The following is a 20350-nucleotide window of genomic DNA, read 5'->3' as shown; positions in this document are numbered from 1 at the left end:
ACGGACCGTATTGTCCTTATTGTCCTCCAAGCAGCTGTTGTTTAGGTGAAGTTTAAATATATAGCCGCTGGAGTCCGTAAGGGCAACGCTACCTGGTATTTGGGTGGTGATAAGCTCATCTGGGTCCGTTAAAGGCAGAAAGTGTTCCTCGAAAAAATAAGGTTACCAGTATGTCAGCAGAACTGCAGTGCTTGAACATCAGTTGATTTAATGTGATATAAATCCTTTATATAGTATAAATGGTAATTTACTATGTGATTAGTTTATATCAGAGACCAAATGAGGGATTGTATTGAGGAGCAAAATAACACTGCTGCTGACAGCCGCCGGAATTCTCCTGAGTCTGGCAGGATGCAGCAGTTCGGGTTCTAAGCTGACGCAGGAGCAAAGAGCCGAAGATTTTGAATATATGTGGGCTATCATGGAGCAGAATTATCCGTTCTTTGAAGTGAACAGGCGGCTTACCGGAACCGACTGGCTGGCCAATAAAGAGGAGTATAAGAAACGGGTTATTGCGGCTGGGACAGACCTGGATTTTTTACGTATCATTGATGATGTGCTTGGGGAACTGCATAATAAACATACGCTATTATACGGAAGTGGAACGTACGATTATTATCTCGATTCGCTGTATACTAGTCCGGCAGCACAAGATCCCTGGTCCAAACTACTCTATCAGCCTGAAGTGCTAAAGCGATATGGCCGTTCTCCGGCTGCGGAGCAGGATAAATCGGCTAAGCCGGCAGGAGCAGGCAATAAAAGCGCATTGAATTCAGCTGCAGACAGCGGGGCGGAGGAGAATGTACAGCAGCGGATTATTGAAGCAGGACAAACAGCGTATATGGCTATCCACAGTTTCTCTTCTGAACATTTGACTCAAGACAGCACCGTAATCGGCAAATTTTTGGCGGAGGTTCAGGATTATAAGACGCTGATTCTGGATATCCGCGGAAATCCAGGTGGCAACTCTGCCTATTGGCAGGAGGTACTTGTGCCGCTTTTGATAACCGAATCGGTCCGCTATGATACGTACACGCTTTATAGAGGCGGGAGCTATGCCGGGCCTTTTCTGGAGGCACGCGGACTTGCTACGGGAATGCGCCCGATTGCTGAGCTGGCGGAGGAACATCTGCCTCTATTGCCGCCTGAAAGCCTGACTATGTTTGAAACCTATCAGAAATTATCCATGCAGATAAATCCGCGCAGCCGGGGCTTTCAGGGGAAGCTGTATCTGCTGGTGGATCAAGAAGTGTTCTCTGCTTCTGAAGGGCTGGCGGCTCTGGCCAAAAGCACCGGAATTGCTACGCTTGCAGGTGAACGTACGGGAGGCGACGGGCTGGGGATGGATCCTGTTATCGCCGTCATGCCGAACAGCAAGGCTGTGTTCAGCTTTTCACTGGAGATGGGCCTGATGTCTGACGGCAGTTGCAACGAGGAAATGAAAACGGTGCCTGATATAGAGGTCGACCCTGACCGTTCCAGGCCGCTTTTGGAGCAGCCGGCGATCCTGAAGATACTGGAGCTGGAAAAGCATTAATTAGGCAATGTAGATAAAAAAGGCATGCCCTCCATGAAAATCGTACATCGCCCCGTGCACATTCCTCCGAAGCGGCTGATGCGGATTATGTACGTGCCCCGCCTTTTTTCCGACACACCCCCCCGGACATCCGCTGTTGCTGGCGGTTTTGTTCTAATATATAATGGTTTAGATCACAAGTCGGTAATTATGCGGTGGATCAATACAACCGAAAATAGGAGTTGTCATATAAATGGCTTTGAAAGCTGGTATCGTCGGATTGCCAAACGTTGGTAAATCCACATTGTTTAACGCAATTACACAAGCGGGTGCGGAATCCGCCAACTATCCTTTTTGCACCATCGACCCGAACGTGGGTGTTGTGGAAGTGCCGGACGAGCGTCTCGATAAGCTGACTGAGCTGGTGCAGCCGAACAAGACGGTTCCGACTGCCTTTGAATTTGTTGATATTGCCGGACTCGTGCGCGGCGCGAGCAAAGGCGAAGGCCTGGGCAACAAGTTCCTCGCCCACATTCGTGAAGTGGATGCGATTGTTCATGTTGTGCGCTGCTTTGTGGACGAGAATGTAACGCATGTAGACGGTAAAGTAAATCCGATCAGCGACATCCAGACGATTAACCTTGAGCTGATTCTGGCTGACCTTGAAAGCGTAGAGAAGCGCATTGAGCGTTCCCGCAAAAATATCAAGGGCGGCGACAAGAAATACGCCCAGGAGGTCGAAGTGCTTGAGCGCGTAAAAGAAGCGCTGTACGAAGACAAGCCTGCGCGCAGCATTGAGCTGTCTGACGATGAGCGTCAGATCGTACGTGACCTGCACCTGTTGACCCTGAAGCCGGTATTGTATGCGGCTAACGTTGGTGAGGATGAAGTGGCGACTGCCGAAGAAAATCCTTATGTGCAGCAGGTACGCGAGTTTGCAGCTGCCGAGAATGCGGAAGTGGTGCCGATCAGCGCCAAGGTTGAGGCAGAGATCGCTGAGCTCGAAGGCGAAGATAAAGAGATGTTCCTGGAAGAGCTGGGACTGCAGGAATCTGGTCTGAACCGCCTGATCAAAGCGGCTTACAAGCTGCTTGGCCTGTACACTTATTTCACTGCAGGCGTGCAGGAGGTCCGTGCCTGGACAATCCGCAAGGGAACCAAGGCGCCGGGCGCTGCCGGCGTTATCCACTCCGACTTCGAACGCGGCTTTATCCGCGCTGAGGTTGTAGCCTACAGCGATCTTCTGGCTGCTGGATCAATGAACGGCGCCAAGGAACGCGGACAGCTCCGTCTGGAAGGTAAAGAATACCTGGTTCAGGACGGCGATGTTATGCATTTCCGTTTCAACGTGTAAATTGCACGGCTGCTAGCGCTTAAAGAGAGAGGCCATTTTGCGGCGGGTATCCGCTGCTGAAATGGCCTCTTTTTGCAGGAGCGGCGGAATAAATTACAAAGGGCTCTGCATACTATAGGGCGGCTGGAAATTTTTTTGCAAAGATATACGTATTAAGCACGCCGTACTGTAGCCAACTGACAAGAACGATGCTATAATATAAAGTCGTATATCTATTGTTAATGTAACTTGTAATTTTAAGTGTTTTTACGAAATAAATTGAATCAGGAGAGGTGAATTCCCTTGTTGTTGGACCGATTGCAATCATTGGCGGACCGCTATGAGAAACTCAGTGAACTGCTTTGTGACCCGGATGTTGCAAGCGACAGTAAGAAACTGAGGGACTATTCCAAAGAACAATCCGATCTGCAGCCGGCCTTTGAGGCCTATGCTGAATATAAAAATGTAATGGAAGAGCTTGAGGCAGCCAAGATGATGCAGGCCGAAAAGCTTGATGATGAAATGAAAGAAATGGTCAAAATGGAGATCGAGGACCTGTCCTCGCGCCAGACCGAGCTGGAGGAGAAAATCCGCATCCTGCTGCTGCCTAAGGACCCGAATGACGACAAGAACGTAATCGTCGAAATCCGCGGCGCGGCCGGCGGGGATGAAGCGGCGCTGTTCGCCTCTGACCTGTACCGGATGTACACCCGTTATGCTGATGCCCAAGGCTGGCGCGTAGAGCTGATGGATGTGAACACGAATGACCTCGGCGGCTTTAAGGAAGTTATTTTCCTGATTAACGGCCGTGGTGCATACAGCAAAATGAAATACGAAAGCGGCGCACACCGCGTACAGCGTATCCCGACTACAGAGTCCGGCGGACGTATTCATACCTCCACTTCAACGGTGGCGGTAATGCCGGAAGCGGAAGATTTTGAAATTGAAATTCATGATAAAGACATCCGCGTTGATACGTTCTGCTCCAGCGGAGCGGGCGGACAGTCCGTTAATACCACCAAATCTGCTGTACGCGTAACCCATATTCCTACCGGTATCGTTGCCACCTGTCAGGACGGCAAATCACAGAACTCCAATAAGGAAAAGGCGCTGCAGGTTCTGCGTGCCCGGATCTCCGATGTGAAACGGCAGGAAGAGGAAGCGAAGTATGCCGGAGAACGCAAAAGCAAAGTCGGTACTGGTGACCGCAGTGAGCGTATCCGCACCTACAATTTCCCGCAGAGCCGGGTGACCGATCACCGCATCGGCCTTACCCTGCACCGTCTGGAACAGGTCATGAACGGAGAGATTACCGAGATTATTTCAGCACTGTCAATTGCCGAGCAGGCGGAATTGATGGAAAAAGGAGAATAATGCTTTGAAACACGGCTTATATGTCATGCCTCATGTGCAAAGCATCCGGGAAGCCTTTGCGGAGGCTTCTTCTTTTTTGGACAAAAGCGGGTGCAACGAGCCGCAGCGCAGCAGCCAGCTGCTGCTGGAGCATGTGCTCGGCGTAAGCGGAGCCGCTTATTATATGGCACTGGCTGATCCTTTTCCGGCGGAGCTGAGAGAAGCCTGGGAAGCGGCCGTCAGCCGCCGGGCAGCTGGCGAGCCGGTGCAGTATATCATCGGCGAGCAGGAGTTTTACGGCCGGGCGTTCGAGGTAACGCCGGACGTGCTGATCCCGCGGCCGGAGACGGAGCTGCTCGTCGAGGCCATCCTCAAGTACGGCGCGGAGCTGTGGCCGGACGGGCTGGTATATGCGCCGGGTGAAGCGGCGCGGACTGGCATGGACGCTGCGGACGGACCTGCAGCGGCAGAAGCGGCTGGTGCGTACCAGCCGCGGCCGGTGGCCGCCGTCGACATCGGCGCCGGCAGCGGAGCCATCTCCGTCACGCTGGCGGCGGAAGCGCCGGCGTGGCGGGTCTGCGCCGGCGACATCTCGCCCGGCGCATTGGCCGTGGCCGCGCGCAATGCCCTGCGGCATGGCGCGGCCGTTGACCTGCGGCTCGGCGATCTGCTCGAGCCGTTTGCGGGGATGGAGACGGATATCCTCGTCTCCAACCCGCCGTACATCCCCGGCGGTGACATCGCCGGGCTGCAGCGCGAGGTGCGCGACCATGAGCCGCGCACTGCACTGGACGGCGGCGACGACGGGCTCGACCCGTACCGCCGCATGATGGAGCAGCTGCCGCTGCTGCCGGCAGCCCCGCGCCTGGTCGGCTTTGAGCTCGGCCAGGGACAGGCCGGCGAGGTGGCCGCGCTGCTGCGCGCGGCGGGCCACTGGAACGAGATCGTCACCATCGACGATCTCGCCGGCATTCCCCGCCACGTGCTGGGCATCGCCCGCTGAGTGCCTATCCGTCGCGCCGCACATAGGGCAGGACGCCGGCATTCCCCGCTGCGAGCAGGCATCACGCCCTAAGCGCCCCTCTGTGGCCTGTGCATTACGCCATGTAACTCCCATTATTTCACCGCACCGCTGTTAGACGAACAGCCGGCGGTGAAATTGTATTTTTGCTGCCCCTTCCTTTACAATAGAATGAACGGACTTCTACAGTTGTTGAAGTGGAAGCTGAAGTAACGAGTAAGGAGACAGAATATGCTTCAGAAGATTAAGAAGATTGATGGCGTTATTGTATTTATTCTGGTTCTGCTGATGGTCATCAGTATTTTCTCTATATATAGTGTAACCCATGGAAGGGATGGCCTGGACGGCAGTCATCTGAAGATGATCAAGTTCTATATACTGGGTCTGATTGCTTTTCTGGGTCTCACTTTTATCGATTACCGGCTGATCGTGAAATATGCGCTCTATATTTATATAACAGGAATCGGGATTCTGGTATTGGTCAGCTTTATCGGAAAAACCCAGAACGGGGCCCAGGGCTGGCTGAAAATCGGAGGCTTCAGCCTCCAGCCGGCAGAGCTGTTTAAGCTGATCCTGATTCTGTTTCTGGCTGCGGTGCTGTTCCGCAAAAATAAGAATAAGCTGCTGTTCTGGAAGGATGTCGTGCCGCTCGGGCTGTTTACCCTGCTGCCGTTTCTGATTGTTATCAGCCAGAATGACCTTGGTAATGCCTTGTCCTATATCGTGATTCTGGCCGGACTGCTGTGGATCGGAAATATCAAGTTCTCGCATGCGCTGATCGGGGTTCTGATTGTAGCAGGCACGGCGGTTGCCGGGATAATGAGCTATATTCATTATCATGACCAGTTCAAAACGTTCATGACCGATATCGGCCGCTCGCACTGGGTTGAACGGTTCGACCCTTGGCTCGTCCCTGAAAAGGCGACGGCCAAAGCCAGCTACCATACCAAAAATGCAAAGCTGGCCATCGCTTCAGGCGGCATGAGCGGGGAGGGCTATATGAACGGCAGCTCGGTGCAGACCGACCGTGTGCCCTATACGTATTCCGACTCTATCTTCGTACAGATTGCCGAGGAGTTCGGCTTTGTCGGCTCTGCGGTGCTGCTTCTGCTGTATTTTATACTGATTCACCGGATGATATTGATCGCCCTGGAGTCCAAGGACCGCGCCGGACCGTTTCTAATCGTCGGGGTTGTAGCCATGATCTTGTATCAGATATTTGAAAATATCGGTGCATTCATCGGGCTGATGCCGCTAACCGGGATTACGCTGCCGTTCATCAGCTTCGGGGGGACCTCACTGATGATTAATATGGCCAGCATTGGCCTGATCATGAGTGTACGCCTGCACGGGCGTGAGGTAGAGGAGGATCTGCCTGCTCCTGCTACTTACCCTGCTGCCGCAAAACAGGGTTAACTGCATATCGGATATGAAGGACTGCCGGATCTCAGGAAATGAGGCCCCGGCAGTTCTTTTTTTATGTTTTATGGTGGAAAGCGGAGATTTGTATTCGTACAGCGGATTGCATTAATATGGGAGTATAGGCTATTCCCTGTAAATTCCTGCGCTGGAAATTGTGGAATTCGCCGACTTCCTGTATGGATAGGAGTCTGACTGATGCTGCAGAGATTTAAAAAAATAGACGGAATTACCGTGATTGTGCTGCTTCTGCTGATGGGGATCAGTATTTTGTCGATATACAGCGTTACCCACAGCGGAGACGATAAAGGCATGCATATCCAGATGCTCCAATATTACGGGGCGGGCTTTGTTGTGTTTTTTGGACTGTCCTTATTTGATTACCGCCTGCTGGTCAAATACGCGCTTTATATTTACATCCTGGGGATTATCATTCTGGTGTTGGTCAGCCTGTTTGGGACCGTAAAGTTTGGTGCCAGAGCCTGGCTGCAGGTGGGGAGCTTCAGCTTCCAGCCGGCCGAGCTTTTTAAGCTGATTCTGATTTTGGCGCTATCTTCCCTGCTGGTTCGTCTCGGCCGCAGCCAGCTCCGGTTCTGGCGGGATGTTGCCCCCCTTAGTCTGATTGCCCTGCTGCCGTTCGGAATCGTTATCCTCCAGAATGATATGGGCAATGCGCTTAGCTTTGTGGTTATACTCGTAGGCCTGTTATGGATCGGGCGGATCAAAACATCACATGCACTGATCGGGCTGCTGATAGCCGGAGGCGCATTTGGGGCGTTTGTCTACAGCTATATTAACTATCACGAGAAAACGACAGATTTCCTAAGCGGGGCAATCGGCCGCGAGCATTTCATAAAACGTTTTGATCCCTGGCTGGTACCGGAGCGGGCAAGCAGTGATGACAGCTATCAGACGCGAAATGCGCGGATAGCCATAGGGTCCGGCGGGCTTAGCGGGGAAGGGTTCCTGAAAGGGAACTCTGTCCAGTCGGGCAAAATACCAGTGCTGTACTCTGATGCCATCTTTGCGCAGATCGCCGAGGAATTCGGATTTGTTGGCGCAGCAGTGCTGCTTCTGCTCTTTTTTGTCCTGATTCACCGGATGATTCTCTTCGCGCTGGAATGCAAGGATAAGGCAGGGCCTTTTCTGATTATCGGCATAATCGCGATGCTGATGTACCAGATTCTCGAGAATATCGGCGCCTATATCGGCCTGATGCCGCTGACCGGCATTACTCTGCCGTTCATCAGCTTTGGCGGTACCTCCATTCTGATCAATATGGCGAGCATGGGCATTGCCATGAGCGTGCATTTATACGGGCAGGATGTGGAGGAGGATCTGCCTGCGCCTGCAGTGTATTTTTGAGCAGCTGATAAACTTTTAATAGATTACTAGGTTTGCAGTCTCTCATTTCCGGACATACTGGGGGTATAAGAGGTTCAGGGAGAGGGGCTGCTGAAGATGAAGTTATTTTCGCCGGAGAGACAGGAAGCCTTAAGGGTTACTTTTAAGCATACTGCCATTTTATTTTCTTTTCTGATGGTGCTGATGATGGTCTGGGAAGGGCAAAAAAGCGATGCGGCAGTAGCGGAGTCTGCGATTCCGCAGGAATCGATCCGTCTGCGCATTCTTGCTAATTCTGACGGGGCCGGAGACCAGCTGGTCAAACGCCAGATCCGTGATGCTGTGGTAGAACAGATGAACCAGTGGGTAGCCGGACTGGAGGACCCGCAGAGCCTGGAGCAGGCCCGTTCCTTGATCAAAAGCCATCTGCCGGAGCTGAATGAGCTGGTTGCCCGGGAACTGCTGCAGCGGGGAATTGATTATGATTTCAAGGTTGAGCTTGGCGTTGTGCCATTCCCGACTAAACTGTATGGCGGAACGGTATATCCGGCCGGTGAATATGAAGCCGTGCGCATTACGCTTGGAGCAGGTAAAGGACAAAACTGGTGGTGTGTGCTGTTTCCGCCGCTTTGCTTCATCGATGCAGGCAGCGGCGACGCTGCCGCCAAAGGAACAGACGTTGCATCGGCTGCCGGTGCAGAGACAAGTGGAACAAATAATAGTACGGATAACAACAATAATAGTGTAATTAAGAATACTTCGGCGGGAACTTCAGACGGCGGAGAAGCGGAAGCTCCGGAGGTACGCTTCTTTCTATGGGATATGCTGAAGAATCTCTGGAGCTGGATCAGCGGGTTATGGTCCTGATCCCCGCAATACAAGCCGGGTAACAGACATACTCAAGCGGCTCTGTCCTGACGGAGCCGCTTTTTTGCTGCAATAAGCTCCTTTACAAGTCATGATTGTCCTAATGCCCGCATATCGTTGTTGTACAAGACATTCAGACTTTGGGGGTATGGGCATGGCAGGGGTTTATCCTGGCTGGGGCCAGATTGTAACGATTGCCATAATGGCAATTGCACTGGGGATGGATGCCTTTTCGCTTGGTGTAGGAATCGGGATGAAGGGCATCCGCCTGCTGCATGTGCTGCAGCTCAGCCTGCTGATTGCGTTTTTTCATGTGCTGATGCCGCTGCTAGGCTTATTCACCGGCAGTTACGTAGGCCATTTACTGGGACAAGTAACGACTTATGCCGCCGGCGGGCTGCTGATTCTGCTGGGCGGGCATATGGTCTGGAACACTTTCCGCAAAGAGGAAAGCGCCAGCCGTCCGATGGATCACCGTACGTTTTGGGGGATGCTGATTATCTCGCTGAGTGTGAGCATTGATTCCTTTTCCGTAGGTGTATCCCTGGGCATGTTCGTGGACAGCATCATACTAACCGTGCTGGCCTTCGGAGCCTGCGGCGGCTTCATGGCCATTACCGGCCTGCTGCTGGGCAGGCGGGTAAGCCGGGGACTGGGTGATTACGGGGAGGCGCTTGGCGGGGCGATCCTTTTGGGGTTTGGCTTGCTGTTCATCTTCTGATACAATAACGGCATCAGATTATTAATTGATCCTTTCATGGAGGTGGAAAGCATGCTGCACATTTTATTCGTCTGCACCGGCAATACCTGCCGCAGTCCTATGGCCGAGGGGCTTTTGCGGAAGCTTGCAAAGGAGCGGGGCATCGAGCTTGCAGTGCGGTCTGCAGGCGTTTCCGCCATTTCCGGCACTTCCGTATCCAGGCATGCCGCAGCGATTCTGCGTGAAGAAGGCATTATTGAGACTATGAGCTCCACCCAGCTTAGCAGGGAGACCGTGGACTGGGCGGATCTGGTGCTGACACTGACCGGCGGGCACAAACGCCATCTGCTGCAGTATTTTCCGGAGGCAGTATCCAAAACCCATACACTCAAGGAATATGTATATAACGAGGAGTCTGTTAACGGCGATATCAGTGAGCTGGACAGCCTGTATGCCGAGGCGGAGCTCAGCATCGCACTGGGCCGGGAGCCTAAACAGGCGGACCTGCAGCGGATTATTGAAATCCGGCAGCGGATACCGAGCTTCGATATCTCTGACCCGTTTGGGGGCTCGCGGGAGGATTACGAGCTTACAGCTGCCGAGATCCGCACTGCGCTCTACAGTCTGCTCGACAAATTAGAGTCCTTACGCCGTTTGTAAAGAAGGTTGATTTTTCGGAGGCTATCCATTAAGATGTAATAAATATTACCCGGTTCCGGTGTGACTGGCGACAAGTGTGGATGAAACCACGATGGAGCACTGGAATAAACGGCCGGTCGCCTGGGCAAAAGAGCACATCCGCAGCCACCTGCGGACTGCTCTTTTTTGTTTAAATCAGCAAGTAATGCTTGAGGGAGGCTTAAGCGATGGATGAGGTCATGAAGCAGGGCTCGCCGGAAGAACGCGCAGCCCGCATTATATCGGGGCAGACGGAAGTTTCGGCGGGTGCGGAACTTTCGCTTGCAGCAGCGACAGCTGCTATAGTGGGCGAGCTGGCGGAGGCCGGTAAGCTGGGACCCGGAAAAATCCTTGTTGTCGGAGCCAGCACCAGTGAGGTTGCAGGTGTGCGGATCGGCACCGGCGGTGCCCTGGAAGTGGCACAGCAGCTGCTTCAGGGAATACGCCGGATAGCAGATGAGCGTGGCTTCCATACTGTATACCAGTGCTGTGAGCATCTGAACCGCTCGCTGGTCATGGAACGCTCCCTGCTGGAAGCCTTGGGGCTCAGGGAGGTTTCGGCTGTGCCGATTCCCGGGGCAGGCGGCTCTATGGCCGCAGCAGCCTATGGTTCGATGGCTGATCCGGTTTTGGCAGAGACGGTGGAGGCCCATGCCGGCATTGATATCGGCGAGACGCTGATCGGCATGCATCTTCGCCGGGTTGCGGTGCCTTTCAGGCCAAGCCTGCGCTATATCGGTTCAGCCAGAGTGAATGCCGCCTTCAGCAGACCGCCGCTGATCGGCGGTGAACGTGCGGTTTACCGCACGCAGGAAACCAGCGGTTCTCCGCAGTGTGATTAAGAAATAGCGGGATTGAGAATTTATTGTGTCGTACATCAGCGGGCATGAGTTTTAAAGGATAAGAAAGTATATATTCCACTCAGGGAGGAAGTAAATAATCATGGAACAATTGCGCAAGAGTGACCCGGCAGTACTGGAAGCAATGGGACTGGAGCTGAGCCGTCAGCGTGCCAACATCGAGCTTATTGCATCGGAGAATATCGTCAGTGAAGCTGTAATGGAAGCAATGGGTTCTGTGCTTACGAACAAATATGCTGAAGGCTATCCGGGTAAACGCTACTATGGCGGCTGTGAGGATGTAGACATTGTTGAGAACCTTGCCCGTGACCGTGCCAAGCAGCTGTTCGGCGCCGATCATGCCAATGTTCAGCCGCATTCCGGTGCCCAGGCGAATATGGCGGTCTATCTGGCTGCGCTTAATCCCGGAGATACTGTGCTTGGAATGAATCTTGCCCATGGCGGCCACCTGACGCACGGAAGTCCGGTGAATGCCTCCGGTTTGCTGTATAACTTCGTAGCTTATGGTGTACAGGAAGATACATTCCTGATTGATTATGATGAAGTGCGCAAGGCTGCCTTCAAGCACCGTCCTAAGCTGATCGTTGCCGGGGCAAGCGCATATCCGCGGACCATTGATTTTGAAGCACTCGGTTCCATTGCAAATGATGTCGGCGCGCTGTTTATGGTCGATATGGCTCACATTGCCGGCCTCGTCGCTGCCGGATTGCACCCAAGCCCGGTACCGCATGCCCATTTTGTTACAACTACAACCCACAAAACGCTGCGCGGACCGCGCGGAGGGATGATTCTGTGCAGACAGCCTTGGGCTGCTGCAATTGATAAAGCCGTATTCCCGGGCTCCCAGGGCGGACCGCTGATGCACGTTATTGCTTCCAAAGCCGTATCCTTCGGTGAAGCGCTGCAGCCGTCATTTAAGACCTATGCCGAGAATGTAGTGAAAAATGCCAAGGTGCTTGCAGAAACACTGATCGGTGAAGGGGTTAATATCGTTTCCGGCGGTACGGACAATCACCTGATGCTGCTGGATACCCGTAATCTGAACATCACAGGTAAGGATGCAGAGAAGGTGCTTGATTCCATCGGCATTACCGTGAATAAAAATGCGATTCCGTTTGACCCGACCAGCCCGTTTGTTACTAGCGGAATCCGGATCGGTACGCCTGCGGTTACTTCCCGTGGAATGGACGAGCAGGCGATGACCGTCATCGGCCGCATTATTGCCAATGTGCTGAAGAATCCAAAGGACGAATCGGTGCTGGCTGAAGCGGCCCGCGAGGTAGCTGCGCTCACTGAGAAGTTCCCGATCTATCCTGGCTTGCAGTACTAATATCTGCCCGCTTCATGAAATGGAGCGTAGCCATGCCCCTGCAAGGACTGTTTTCTGAAGGTCTTAGCGGGGGCTTTTTCTATGCCGGACCTTAACGTTGCATAATGTTCACAATTAAAACGCGGAAATTGTCGATGGATTTCATGAAATATCCATGAAAGTTCATGGAATTTTCATTAAAAACAGTGAAAGAAATGTGAAAGGTATTAAAAATGTGAATTAGCATACACTAAGGCTCGATTTATAACCTGAGAGATTACGGATGGGGCTTAAACCTGCCTGCAGACCCTTATTTGAAGGGCGGCAGTTTATGCAGCTACTTTCCCTTCGGAGGTGAAATACACCTCCGGTGATGATATAATAGACAGGATTTAGCCACGGAAGCGGCAAAAGCGCTTTCTGCGGCTGACAAGACTTACATTTACCGGAGGGACAGAAATGGGAAAATTGGTGATTTGCGATCATCCTTTGATTCAGCACAAACTGACATTTATCCGTGATGTGCGGACCAACACAAAAGAATTCAGAGAGCATGTAGATGAAGTGGCTACGCTTATGGCCTATGAAATTACACGGGATATCCCGCTGGAGACAATCACCGTACAGACACCGGTGGCAGAAACAGAGAGTAAGGTCATCTCGGGCAGAATGCTCGGGCTGATTCCGATTCTCCGCGCCGGCCTCGGGATGACCGAGGGCGTCCTCAAACTGCTGCCTGCAGCTAAGGTAGGACATGTAGGCCTCTTCCGTGACCCGGAAACGCTCCAGCCGGTTGAATATTATATTAAGCTTCCTACAGATGTGCAGGAACGTGAACTGATTGTAATCGATCCGATGCTGGCTACAGGCGGCTCTGCCATTGCAGCGATCACCTCGCTGAAGAACCGCGGCTGCACCCAGATCAAAATGATGAACCTGATCGCAGCTCCTGAAGGTGTTGCGGCGGTACAGGCTGCCCATCCGGATGTAGATATCTATGTAGCAGCACTTGATGACCACCTTAATGATCACGGATACATTGTACCCGGACTCGGGGATGCCGGAGACCGTTTATACGGAACCAAATAAGAAGTAACAGAGTATTAACAGGGTAGCTCTACAAAATGCTATCTATATAGAAGAAAGGGGTGGGGAAGTGTCCAAGAAAATAAAGGTAATGACAATCTTTGGAGTACGTCCGGAAGCGATCAAAATGGCGCCGCTCGTACTTGAGCTGAACAAGCATCCTGAACATATCGAATCGGTTGTATGCGTAACCGCGCAGCACCGTGAGCTGCTGGATCAGGTACTGGAAGTCTTTAAAATCGTTCCTGACTATGATCTGGACGTTATGAAGGACCGGCAGACGCTTAATGAAATCTCCATCCGTGTACTGGAGGGGCTTGAGCCTGTCCTGCGTGAAGCGAAGCCTGACCTGGTGCTTGTCCATGGTGATACACTGACAACCTTCCTGGCGAGTTACGCTTCCTTCCTGCAGCAGATTCAGGTTGGACATGTAGAGGCGGGACTCCGGACCTGGAATAAGATGTCTCCATACCCAGAGGAAATGAACCGCCAGCTGACAGGCGTTTTGGCAGATCTTCACTTTGCACCGACCGACTGGTCGGCAGGAAATTTGAGACACGAGAACAAAAAGGAGTCAAGTATCTATATCACAGGCAATACCGTGACCGATGTGTTTCAATATACCGTACAGCCGGACTACCGGCATCCGGTGCTGGATTTTGCGGCGGGAAAAAGATTAATTCTGATGACGGCGCACCGCAGGGAGTCTCAAGGCGAACCGCACCGTCATATTTTCCGTGCTGTCAAAAGAATCGCTGATGAGTTTGAAGATGTAGCAATAGTTTATCCTGTGCACCCGAGCCCAGCAGTCAAGGAGCCGGCGCATGAGATCCTGGGCGGACATCCGAGAATCAAGCTGATCGATCCGCTGGATGTCGTTGACCTGCATAATTTTTATCCGCATACCCACCTGATATTGACCGATTCCGGCGGCCTGCAGGAGGAAGCTCCCTCCTTTGGGGTTCCTGTGCTTGTGCTGCGTGATACGACCGAGCGCCCGGAAGGGATCGAGGCCGGAACTTTGGAGCTTGTGGGAACGGACGAGGAGAAGGTGTATCAACGGACACATGCTCTGCTGACTGATCAGGCACTGTACCAGTCGATGAGCCGGGCCGCCAACCCGTACGGAGACGGCAAAGCATCTGAAAGAATTGTCAATGCGATTAAGCACCATTTTGGTGTAAATGCCGATCGTCCTGAAGAATTTCATAAAACGTTCACAAATTAAATTTTACGCTACAAAACCTGATATGCGACATTGGAAATACAGCATACAGTGAAACTGTACGGTTTGTATGGTTTTGAATAAAAATGCTGTGATTATTTTCATGTTTTCATGCACTTTTGGGCAATTTTCATTGAATTGACAAAGAGTCTGGATATTCAGTAAAATTAGTTGGGATTGTAGCCTATGAAAGAGCCTAAGCGTGAAGCCGGGCTGGGAAAAACCGCTCTGGTGATTGCAAGTGCAGGCACTTTGCTTGCCGCTTACATTATTATAGGTATTTTTACAGCAAGGTGGCTCCAACGCCGGATCGACGGCCCGGAAATCTGGGTTGCGGTCGGTGCGATTTCCGGTATGGCTCTGGGAATTATCAATGTCGCCCTGTTAATCAAAAAATTTCTGGGGGAGCAAAATGGATAATATGACTCCCATGATCAATGCCATAACAAGGGTCACATTTGTACTCATGGCAGGATTGCTGATGGGATATGCTCTTCATCATGAAACCCGTGCAGTCACACTAGGGATGACACTCGGTTTGGTTGCGGGTATTGTGAACTTCCGTTATCTTGCCGTAAAGGTACGGCGGGTAGCCGAATCGGTTGCGAATAATGAGGGGAAGGCTTTCAGTCTCGGGTTTGTCACGCGGATCAGCTTTGCCATTCTGGTGACCATGTTCTCGGTCAAGATTGAGCATTTCTCGCTGGAGGCTACCATTGCTGGAGTCTTTATTCCCCAGCTTCTCTCTATTCCGGTAGGGATTTATCTGAGTGTTAAGAACAAGCTTTAAGATTAAAGGGAAAGGGGGATGATACCATGCATGAAATGCCAATAATCTATCTTGGCAGCATACCAATTGATTTATCTGCCGTACTGACACTGCTAATCAGTTCCGTTATTGTTTTCGTTCTGGTGATGCTGTCTGTCCGCAATTTGTCTGTCGATAACCCGTCCAAACTCCAGAATTTTATGGAGTGGGTAGTTGAATTCGTACAAGGGGTTATCAGCAGTGCAATGGACCTGAAGAAGGGCAAGCCTTACATATCATTGGGATTGACGCTGATACTGTTTATCTTTGTCTCCAATCTCCTTGGTCTGCCTTTTTCCTTTATCACTGAGGCCCATGAGCCGGTGTACATTTTTGGGCACGTCATTGATGCGACCAAAAACCTGGCACACGGCGAGCATGTCGAGCTGCTCTGGTATAAGTCGCCGACAGCGGATATCAACATTACAGCCGGTCTCGCGATTATCGTTTTCGTACTGATGAACTACCTGGGCATCAAGCAGAACGGCAAGCATTATTTCAAGCACTATATTGAGCCGTTTCCGATTTTCCTGCCGCTCAACATCATCGAAAACCTGGCTAAGCCGGTTGCACTGGCTATTCGTTTGTTCGCGAATATCTTTGCAGGTGAGGTTCTGATCACTGTAATTCTCAAGCTGGGATTCTTAAGTATACCGTTCCTGGCAGTCTGGCAGGGCTTCAGTATTTTCGTCGGGGCGCTCCAGGCTTTCATTTTCACGATTCTGACGATGGTGTACATCGCACAGATGACCATTCACGAAGAAGAAGCGCATTAATGAACTACCGTGAGGCAGCGCGGCAATTGCCATGAGGGTTTCGCGGGAGATTTCAATATCATTAAAACACAAAAAATGAACCGAAATTAAAGGAGGATATTTTCAATGGAATTTTTGGCAGCAGCAATCGCGGTTGGTTTGGGCGCACTCGGCGCAGGTCTTGGTAACGGTATGATCGTCAGCAGAACGGTAGAATCCATCGCCCGTCAGCCTGAAGCACGTAACGCACTGCAGACTACAATGTTTATCGGTGTAGGTATCGTCGAAGTTATTCCGTTGGCGGCAACGGTTATTGCATTCTTGATCATGTTTTCTTAATAAACCGTTCCTACGGTTTGGCGGGGAGGGCTAGTGCCATCCGCGCCTTACTTTTGTATACATCCGCACACCGCGGTAACGGAAAGGAGTGACCACAGTGACTATAGTATGGACCAACATAGTATTTTCAATTGTCGCATTTGTAATCCTGTATATCCTGCTCAGTAAATATGCTTTCAGCAAACTGTTCGGAATTATGGAAAAACGCCGTGAGCTAGTGCTGCAGCAGATGGATGAAGCAGCTAAGACCAGGGAGCAGGCGGTCGCTTACGTGGAAGAGCAGAAGCAGGCTTTGCAAAAGGCGCGCGAAGAGGCCAAGCAGATTATTCAGCAATCGCAGGCTACCAGCCTCAACCAGGCTGACAAGCTGATCGACCAGGCTAAAGTTGAAGCTGCCCGTCTCAAAGACGAGGCTGTCCGTGATATTGCAAACGAAAAGAACAAGGCAGTGGAAGCGCTGCGCAGCGAGCTCGGATCTGCTTCAGTCCGTATCGCATCCAAGCTGCTTGAGAAAGAAGTTAAGGCTGACGGTGAACAGGAGCAGCTCGTTGACCAGTACCTCAAAGAGGTAGGAGGCCGATCATGAGCGGCAGTGCGGTAGTTGCCAAGCGTTACGCCAAGGCCCTGTACAGTGCCGCGGTGGAGAAGGGCAATACGCTTGAAGTGGAAGAGCAGCTGAAGACACTGGTAACGGTGCTTCATTCTGATGAAGAGGTAAAACGGTTCATTCTTGCGCCGCGCATCTCCCAGTCCGATAAGCTCAAGGTGCTGCGCACTGCACTTCAGGATAAGCTCTCCGAAGCGGTGCTTAACACGGTTGAACTATTGGTGGAGCGGGGCAGAACCGATATTTTTGCTGATCTGCTGGAAGCGTACGTGAAAATAGAAGGTGAAGCCCTGGGTATCGGTGATGCAACGGTATACTCCACATATGCGCTGAGCCAGGAAGAACAGGAGCATGTGGCTCAGGAGTTCAGTCAGCTTACGAACCGCAAAATCCGGGTTACGAATCTCGTTGACAAGAGCCTTCTGGGCGGACTGAAGGTCGTTATCGGCGATACGCTGTATGACGGCAGCCTGTCTGGCAAGCTTGCACGTCTTGAGAAATCTTTTAATGATAAGCATAGAAGATAGGGGTGAGGATATTGAGCATTAGACCTGAAGAGATCAGCAGTTTGATCAAAAGTCAAATTGAGCAATATAAAGCCGATATTGAAGTGGCCGAAATCGGCACCGTCATTCAAGTCGGCGACGGTATCGCCCGTGTCTACGGTCTGGAAAACGCGATGGCAGGAGAACTGCTGGAGTTCTCCAACGGAGTAGTGGGCATGGCGCTCAACCTGGAAGAAAGCAACGTCGGTGTTGTTATCCTGGGTGAGTACAAGGAAATTCGCGAAGGCGACCAAGTTAAACGTACCGGACAAATTATGCAGGTACCTGTAGGCGAAGCCCTTCTGGGCCGCGTAGTGAATCCGCTGGGTCAGCCGCTTGACGGCAAGGGCCCGATTGCAACAACAGAATTCCGCCCGGTTGAAAGCAATGCACCAGGCGTTATCGACCGTAAATCGGTTCATGAGCCTATGCAGACAGGTCTTAAAGCCATCGACGCGATGGTGCCGATCGGCCGCGGACAGCGCGAGCTGATCATCGGTGACCGTCAGACCGGTAAAACGGCAATTGCCATCGATGCGATCATCAACCAAAAGGGCAATGGCATGAAATGTATCTACGTTGCCATTGGCCAGAAGCAATCCACAGTTGCACAGGTTGTGGAAACCCTCCGCCGCCACGGTGCGCTGGAATATACAATCGTAGTAACGGCATCGGCTTCCGAGCCATCCCCGCTCCTGTATATTGCTCCGTACGCAGGTTGTGCGATGGGTGAATACTTCATGTACAAAGGCGAGCACGTTCTGGTTATCTACGATGACCTTTCGAAGCAGGCTTCCGCTTACCGCGAATTGTCCCTGCTGCTCCGCCGTCCACCGGGCCGCGAGGCGTTCCCTGGTGACGTATTCTATCTGCACTCCCGTCTGCTTGAGCGTGCAGCGAAGCTGAGCGATGAGCTTGGAGGAGGTTCATTAACCGCCCTGCCGTTCATCGAAACACAAGCTTCCGACGTATCAGCTTACATTCCTACGAACGTAATCTCGATTACAGACGGCCAAATCTTCCTTGAATCCGACCTGTTCTACTCCGGTCAGCGTCCGGCGATCAACGTCGGTATCTCTGTATCCCGTGTAGGCGGTTCGGCGCAGATCAAAGCGATGAAGAAGGTTGCCGGCTCGCTCCGTCTGGATCTGGCCCAATACCGTGAGCTTCAGGCGTTCTCCCAGTTCGGCTCCGATCTCGATAAATCTACGCAGGCCCGTCTGAACCGCGGTGCCCGGATGATGGAAATTCTCAAACAGGGCGTTAACCAGCCGCTGTCTGTAGAACATCAGGTTATCAGCTTGTATACAGCTGTCAAAGGCCACCTTGATGACATTCCGGTCAAAGACGTTAGACGCTTCGAGAAGGAATTCCTGGCCTTTGTGGATACCAACGGTGCTGCAATCGTTCAATCCATCACTGATACCAAGGACCTGACTGCAGATAATGAGGCTGCCCTCAAAGAAGCTATCGACAAATTCAAAAGAGGCTTTGCGACCAGTTAATCGTTAATACACATAGAATGACAGTCTGAACCGGAGGCCCGGTGTGAGCCCGGGCTCCGGCAGGCTCTTATGAAGATAGCTTTGACTTCGTCAAAGCTTGGTAGATGCTTACGAAGATAGCTTTGACTTCGTCAAAGCTTTAAGGTGGTGAAAATCATGGCAAGAAGCATGCGTGATATCAAACGTCAAATCAAAAGCGTTCAAAACACCAGACAGATCACCAAGGCGATGGAGATGGTAGCCGCTTCGAAGCTGCGCAAGGCGCAGGAGAAGGCAGAGGCTGCCCGTCCGTACTCGGAGAAGCTGAAAGAGGTTGTATCGAACATTGCCGCTGCCACCCAGGATGTGACCCATCCGATGCTGGTGAGCCGTCCGGTGAAGAAGACCGCCTATCTCATTGTTACATCCGACAGAGGTCTCGCCGGCGGATACAATGCCAATATTCTGCGTAAGCTGACCATGCTGCTGGCAGAAAAGCATAAATCCAAGGATGAGTACGCCCTGTTCGTAATCGGCCGCAAAGGCCGTGACTTCTTGCGCCGCCGCGAATATCCGATTGTGGAGGAAGTAACCGAGATGTCAGATTCACCTAAGTTCTCTGACATCAAATCGATTGCTTATTCTGCAGTGCAGCAGTTTGAAACGGGTGTCTATGACGAGCTGTACATCTGCTATAACCGGTTCGTCAATGCGATCAGCCAGGTTCCAACTGTTGACCGGCTGCTGCCGATGGATGCGGTAAGCGGAGGACACCATGAAGCGAGCGCAAACTACGAGTATGAGCCTTCTCCTGAAGGCGTGCTCGGAGTATTGCTTCCGAAATACGCAGAAACGCTGATTTACAGCGCCGTTCTGGACGGCAAGGCCAGTGAGCTGGGTGCGAAAATGACAGCGATGGGCAGTGCAACGAAGAACGCGTCGAAGATGATCGGCGAACTTAGACTTACTTATAACCGTGCCCGTCAGGCGGCAATCACTCAGGAAATTACCGAGATTGTGGCCGGAGCGAACGCGCAGTCTTAAAGATCAGGAAACGGGGGCCTACGCCGCAGGTGAAGGTATTCTCCGTTTCTTCTCAAT

Annotated in this window: 21 protein-coding genes and 1 riboswitch; all 21 genes read left to right on the top strand. The window is 52.0% G+C overall.

Annotated elements, in window-relative coordinates:
- The first annotated feature begins 292 nt into the window (after positions 1–292).
- The 21 genes from AC4G46_RS30190 (at position 293) to atpG (ending at position 20293) form a co-directional block, all read left to right on the top strand.
- Positions 293–1537 (top strand): S41 family peptidase, encoded by a 1245-nt coding sequence (locus tag AC4G46_RS30190; RefSeq protein WP_491125867.1) that lies wholly within the window; start codon positions 293–295, stop codon positions 1535–1537.
- 232 nt (positions 1538–1769) lie between these two features.
- Entirely contained in the window at positions 1770–2870 is a 1101-nt protein-coding gene (gene ychF, locus AC4G46_RS30185; RefSeq protein WP_491125866.1) for a redox-regulated ATPase YchF, read from the top strand.
- A 285-nt stretch (positions 2871–3155) separates the two neighbouring features.
- The gene (gene prfA / locus AC4G46_RS30180) at positions 3156–4223 is read left to right on the top strand and encodes a peptide chain release factor 1 (RefSeq protein WP_491125865.1); all 1068 of its coding nucleotides are present in this window, start codon (positions 3156–3158) and stop codon (positions 4221–4223) included.
- A 25-nt stretch (positions 4224–4248) separates the two neighbouring features.
- A complete protein-coding gene (gene prmC, locus AC4G46_RS30175; RefSeq protein WP_491129012.1) occupies positions 4249–5205 on the top strand; it encodes a peptide chain release factor N(5)-glutamine methyltransferase in 957 nt (318 codons plus the stop codon).
- Between the two features lie 249 nt (positions 5206–5454).
- Complete coding sequence (locus tag AC4G46_RS30170; RefSeq protein ID WP_491125864.1) at positions 5455–6639, top strand: FtsW/RodA/SpoVE family cell cycle protein; 1185 nt, start codon at positions 5455–5457, stop codon at positions 6637–6639.
- 201 nt (positions 6640–6840) lie between these two features.
- Positions 6841–8007 carry an FtsW/RodA/SpoVE family cell cycle protein gene (locus AC4G46_RS30165; RefSeq protein WP_491125863.1) on the top strand — a complete coding sequence of 389 codons (1167 nt, stop codon included), beginning with the start codon at positions 6841–6843 and terminating at the stop codon, positions 8005–8007.
- A 96-nt stretch (positions 8008–8103) separates the two neighbouring features.
- On the top strand, positions 8104–8853 hold the full coding sequence (gene spoIIR, locus AC4G46_RS30160) for a stage II sporulation protein R (RefSeq protein ID WP_491125862.1): 750 nt from the start codon (positions 8104–8106) through the stop codon (positions 8851–8853).
- Between the two features lie 148 nt (positions 8854–9001).
- A complete protein-coding gene (locus AC4G46_RS30155; RefSeq protein ID WP_491125861.1) occupies positions 9002–9574 on the top strand; it encodes a manganese efflux pump MntP in 573 nt (190 codons plus the stop codon).
- A gap of 51 nt (positions 9575–9625) precedes the next feature.
- Positions 9626–10213, top strand: a complete 588-nt coding sequence (locus tag AC4G46_RS30150; RefSeq protein ID WP_491125860.1) for a low molecular weight protein arginine phosphatase — start codon at positions 9626–9628, stop codon at positions 10211–10213.
- Positions 10214–10263: 50 nt separating this feature from the next.
- Positions 10264–10346: riboswitch (ZMP/ZTP riboswitch) on the top strand.
- Positions 10347–10419: 73 nt separating this feature from the next.
- On the top strand, positions 10420–11073 hold the full coding sequence (locus AC4G46_RS30145; RefSeq protein WP_090713884.1) for a TIGR01440 family protein: 654 nt from the start codon (positions 10420–10422) through the stop codon (positions 11071–11073).
- A 97-nt stretch (positions 11074–11170) separates the two neighbouring features.
- Positions 11171–12421, top strand: coding sequence for a serine hydroxymethyltransferase (glyA, locus tag AC4G46_RS30140; RefSeq protein ID WP_491129011.1), 1251 nt, complete (start codon positions 11171–11173; stop codon positions 12419–12421).
- A gap of 438 nt (positions 12422–12859) precedes the next feature.
- Positions 12860–13489, top strand: coding sequence for a uracil phosphoribosyltransferase (upp, locus tag AC4G46_RS30135; protein WP_039877631.1), 630 nt, complete (start codon positions 12860–12862; stop codon positions 13487–13489).
- Positions 13490–13577: 88 nt separating this feature from the next.
- Positions 13578–14714 (top strand): non-hydrolyzing UDP-N-acetylglucosamine 2-epimerase, encoded by a 1137-nt coding sequence (wecB, locus tag AC4G46_RS30130; RefSeq protein ID WP_491129010.1) that lies wholly within the window; start codon positions 13578–13580, stop codon positions 14712–14714.
- A 183-nt stretch (positions 14715–14897) separates the two neighbouring features.
- Positions 14898–15131 (top strand): AtpZ/AtpI family protein, encoded by a 234-nt coding sequence (locus AC4G46_RS30125; protein WP_491125859.1) that lies wholly within the window; start codon positions 14898–14900, stop codon positions 15129–15131.
- Positions 15124–15501 (top strand): ATP synthase subunit I, encoded by a 378-nt coding sequence (locus tag AC4G46_RS30120; protein WP_491125858.1) that lies wholly within the window; start codon positions 15124–15126, stop codon positions 15499–15501. The genes AC4G46_RS30125 and AC4G46_RS30120 overlap by 8 nt, the downstream gene beginning before the upstream one ends.
- Positions 15502–15527: 26 nt before the next feature.
- A complete protein-coding gene (gene atpB, locus AC4G46_RS30115; RefSeq protein WP_491125857.1) occupies positions 15528–16295 on the top strand; it encodes a F0F1 ATP synthase subunit A in 768 nt (255 codons plus the stop codon).
- A 105-nt stretch (positions 16296–16400) separates the two neighbouring features.
- The gene (atpE, locus tag AC4G46_RS30110) at positions 16401–16613 is read left to right on the top strand and encodes a F0F1 ATP synthase subunit C (RefSeq protein WP_039877624.1); all 213 of its coding nucleotides are present in this window, start codon (positions 16401–16403) and stop codon (positions 16611–16613) included.
- A gap of 97 nt (positions 16614–16710) precedes the next feature.
- Positions 16711–17199, top strand: coding sequence for a F0F1 ATP synthase subunit B (gene atpF / locus AC4G46_RS30105; protein ID WP_068728029.1), 489 nt, complete (start codon positions 16711–16713; stop codon positions 17197–17199).
- A complete protein-coding gene (locus AC4G46_RS30100; protein ID WP_491125856.1) occupies positions 17196–17747 on the top strand; it encodes a F0F1 ATP synthase subunit delta in 552 nt (183 codons plus the stop codon). The genes atpF and AC4G46_RS30100 overlap by 4 nt, the downstream gene beginning before the upstream one ends.
- Before the next feature lie 11 nt (positions 17748–17758).
- Entirely contained in the window at positions 17759–19270 is a 1512-nt protein-coding gene (gene atpA, locus AC4G46_RS30095; RefSeq protein ID WP_068728027.1) for a F0F1 ATP synthase subunit alpha, read from the top strand.
- Positions 19271–19426: 156 nt separating this feature from the next.
- Positions 19427–20293, top strand: coding sequence for an ATP synthase F1 subunit gamma (gene atpG / locus AC4G46_RS30090; RefSeq protein ID WP_068728026.1), 867 nt, complete (start codon positions 19427–19429; stop codon positions 20291–20293).
- Positions 20294–20350: the final 57 nt, after the last annotated feature.

Source organism: Paenibacillus sp. fava2, assembly GCF_058313675.1.
The sequence above is the reverse complement of the archived record's forward strand: the minus strand, read 5'-3'. Positions and strand labels throughout refer to the sequence as shown.

Excerpts from the sequence above, each read along its gene's own strand:
- ychF (WP_491125866.1), top strand. The coding sequence starts at position 1,770 with ATGGCTTTGAAAGCTGGTATCGTCGGATTGCCAAACGTTGGTAAATCC.
- AC4G46_RS30145 (WP_090713884.1), top strand. The coding sequence starts at position 10,420 with ATGGATGAGGTCATGAAGCAGGGCTCGCCGGAAGAACGCGCAGCCCGC.
- prmC (WP_491129012.1), top strand. The coding sequence starts at position 4,249 with ATGCCTCATGTGCAAAGCATCCGGGAAGCCTTTGCGGAGGCTTCTTCT.
- wecB (WP_491129010.1), top strand. The coding sequence starts at position 13,578 with ATGACAATCTTTGGAGTACGTCCGGAAGCGATCAAAATGGCGCCGCTC.
- AC4G46_RS30170 (WP_491125864.1), top strand. The coding sequence starts at position 5,455 with ATGCTTCAGAAGATTAAGAAGATTGATGGCGTTATTGTATTTATTCTG.
- AC4G46_RS30155 (WP_491125861.1), top strand. The coding sequence starts at position 9,002 with ATGGGCATGGCAGGGGTTTATCCTGGCTGGGGCCAGATTGTAACGATT.
- AC4G46_RS30120 (WP_491125858.1), top strand. The coding sequence starts at position 15,124 with ATGGATAATATGACTCCCATGATCAATGCCATAACAAGGGTCACATTT.
- AC4G46_RS30165 (WP_491125863.1), top strand. The coding sequence starts at position 6,841 with ATGCTGCAGAGATTTAAAAAAATAGACGGAATTACCGTGATTGTGCTG.
- AC4G46_RS30100 (WP_491125856.1), top strand. The coding sequence starts at position 17,196 with ATGAGCGGCAGTGCGGTAGTTGCCAAGCGTTACGCCAAGGCCCTGTAC.
- atpB (WP_491125857.1), top strand. The coding sequence starts at position 15,528 with ATGCATGAAATGCCAATAATCTATCTTGGCAGCATACCAATTGATTTA.
- AC4G46_RS30125 (WP_491125859.1), top strand. The coding sequence starts at position 14,898 with ATGAAAGAGCCTAAGCGTGAAGCCGGGCTGGGAAAAACCGCTCTGGTG.
- spoIIR (WP_491125862.1), top strand. The coding sequence starts at position 8,104 with ATGAAGTTATTTTCGCCGGAGAGACAGGAAGCCTTAAGGGTTACTTTT.
- upp (WP_039877631.1), top strand. The coding sequence starts at position 12,860 with ATGGGAAAATTGGTGATTTGCGATCATCCTTTGATTCAGCACAAACTG.
- atpE (WP_039877624.1), top strand. The coding sequence starts at position 16,401 with ATGGAATTTTTGGCAGCAGCAATCGCGGTTGGTTTGGGCGCACTCGGC.
- AC4G46_RS30150 (WP_491125860.1), top strand. The coding sequence starts at position 9,626 with ATGCTGCACATTTTATTCGTCTGCACCGGCAATACCTGCCGCAGTCCT.
- atpG (WP_068728026.1), top strand. The coding sequence starts at position 19,427 with ATGGCAAGAAGCATGCGTGATATCAAACGTCAAATCAAAAGCGTTCAA.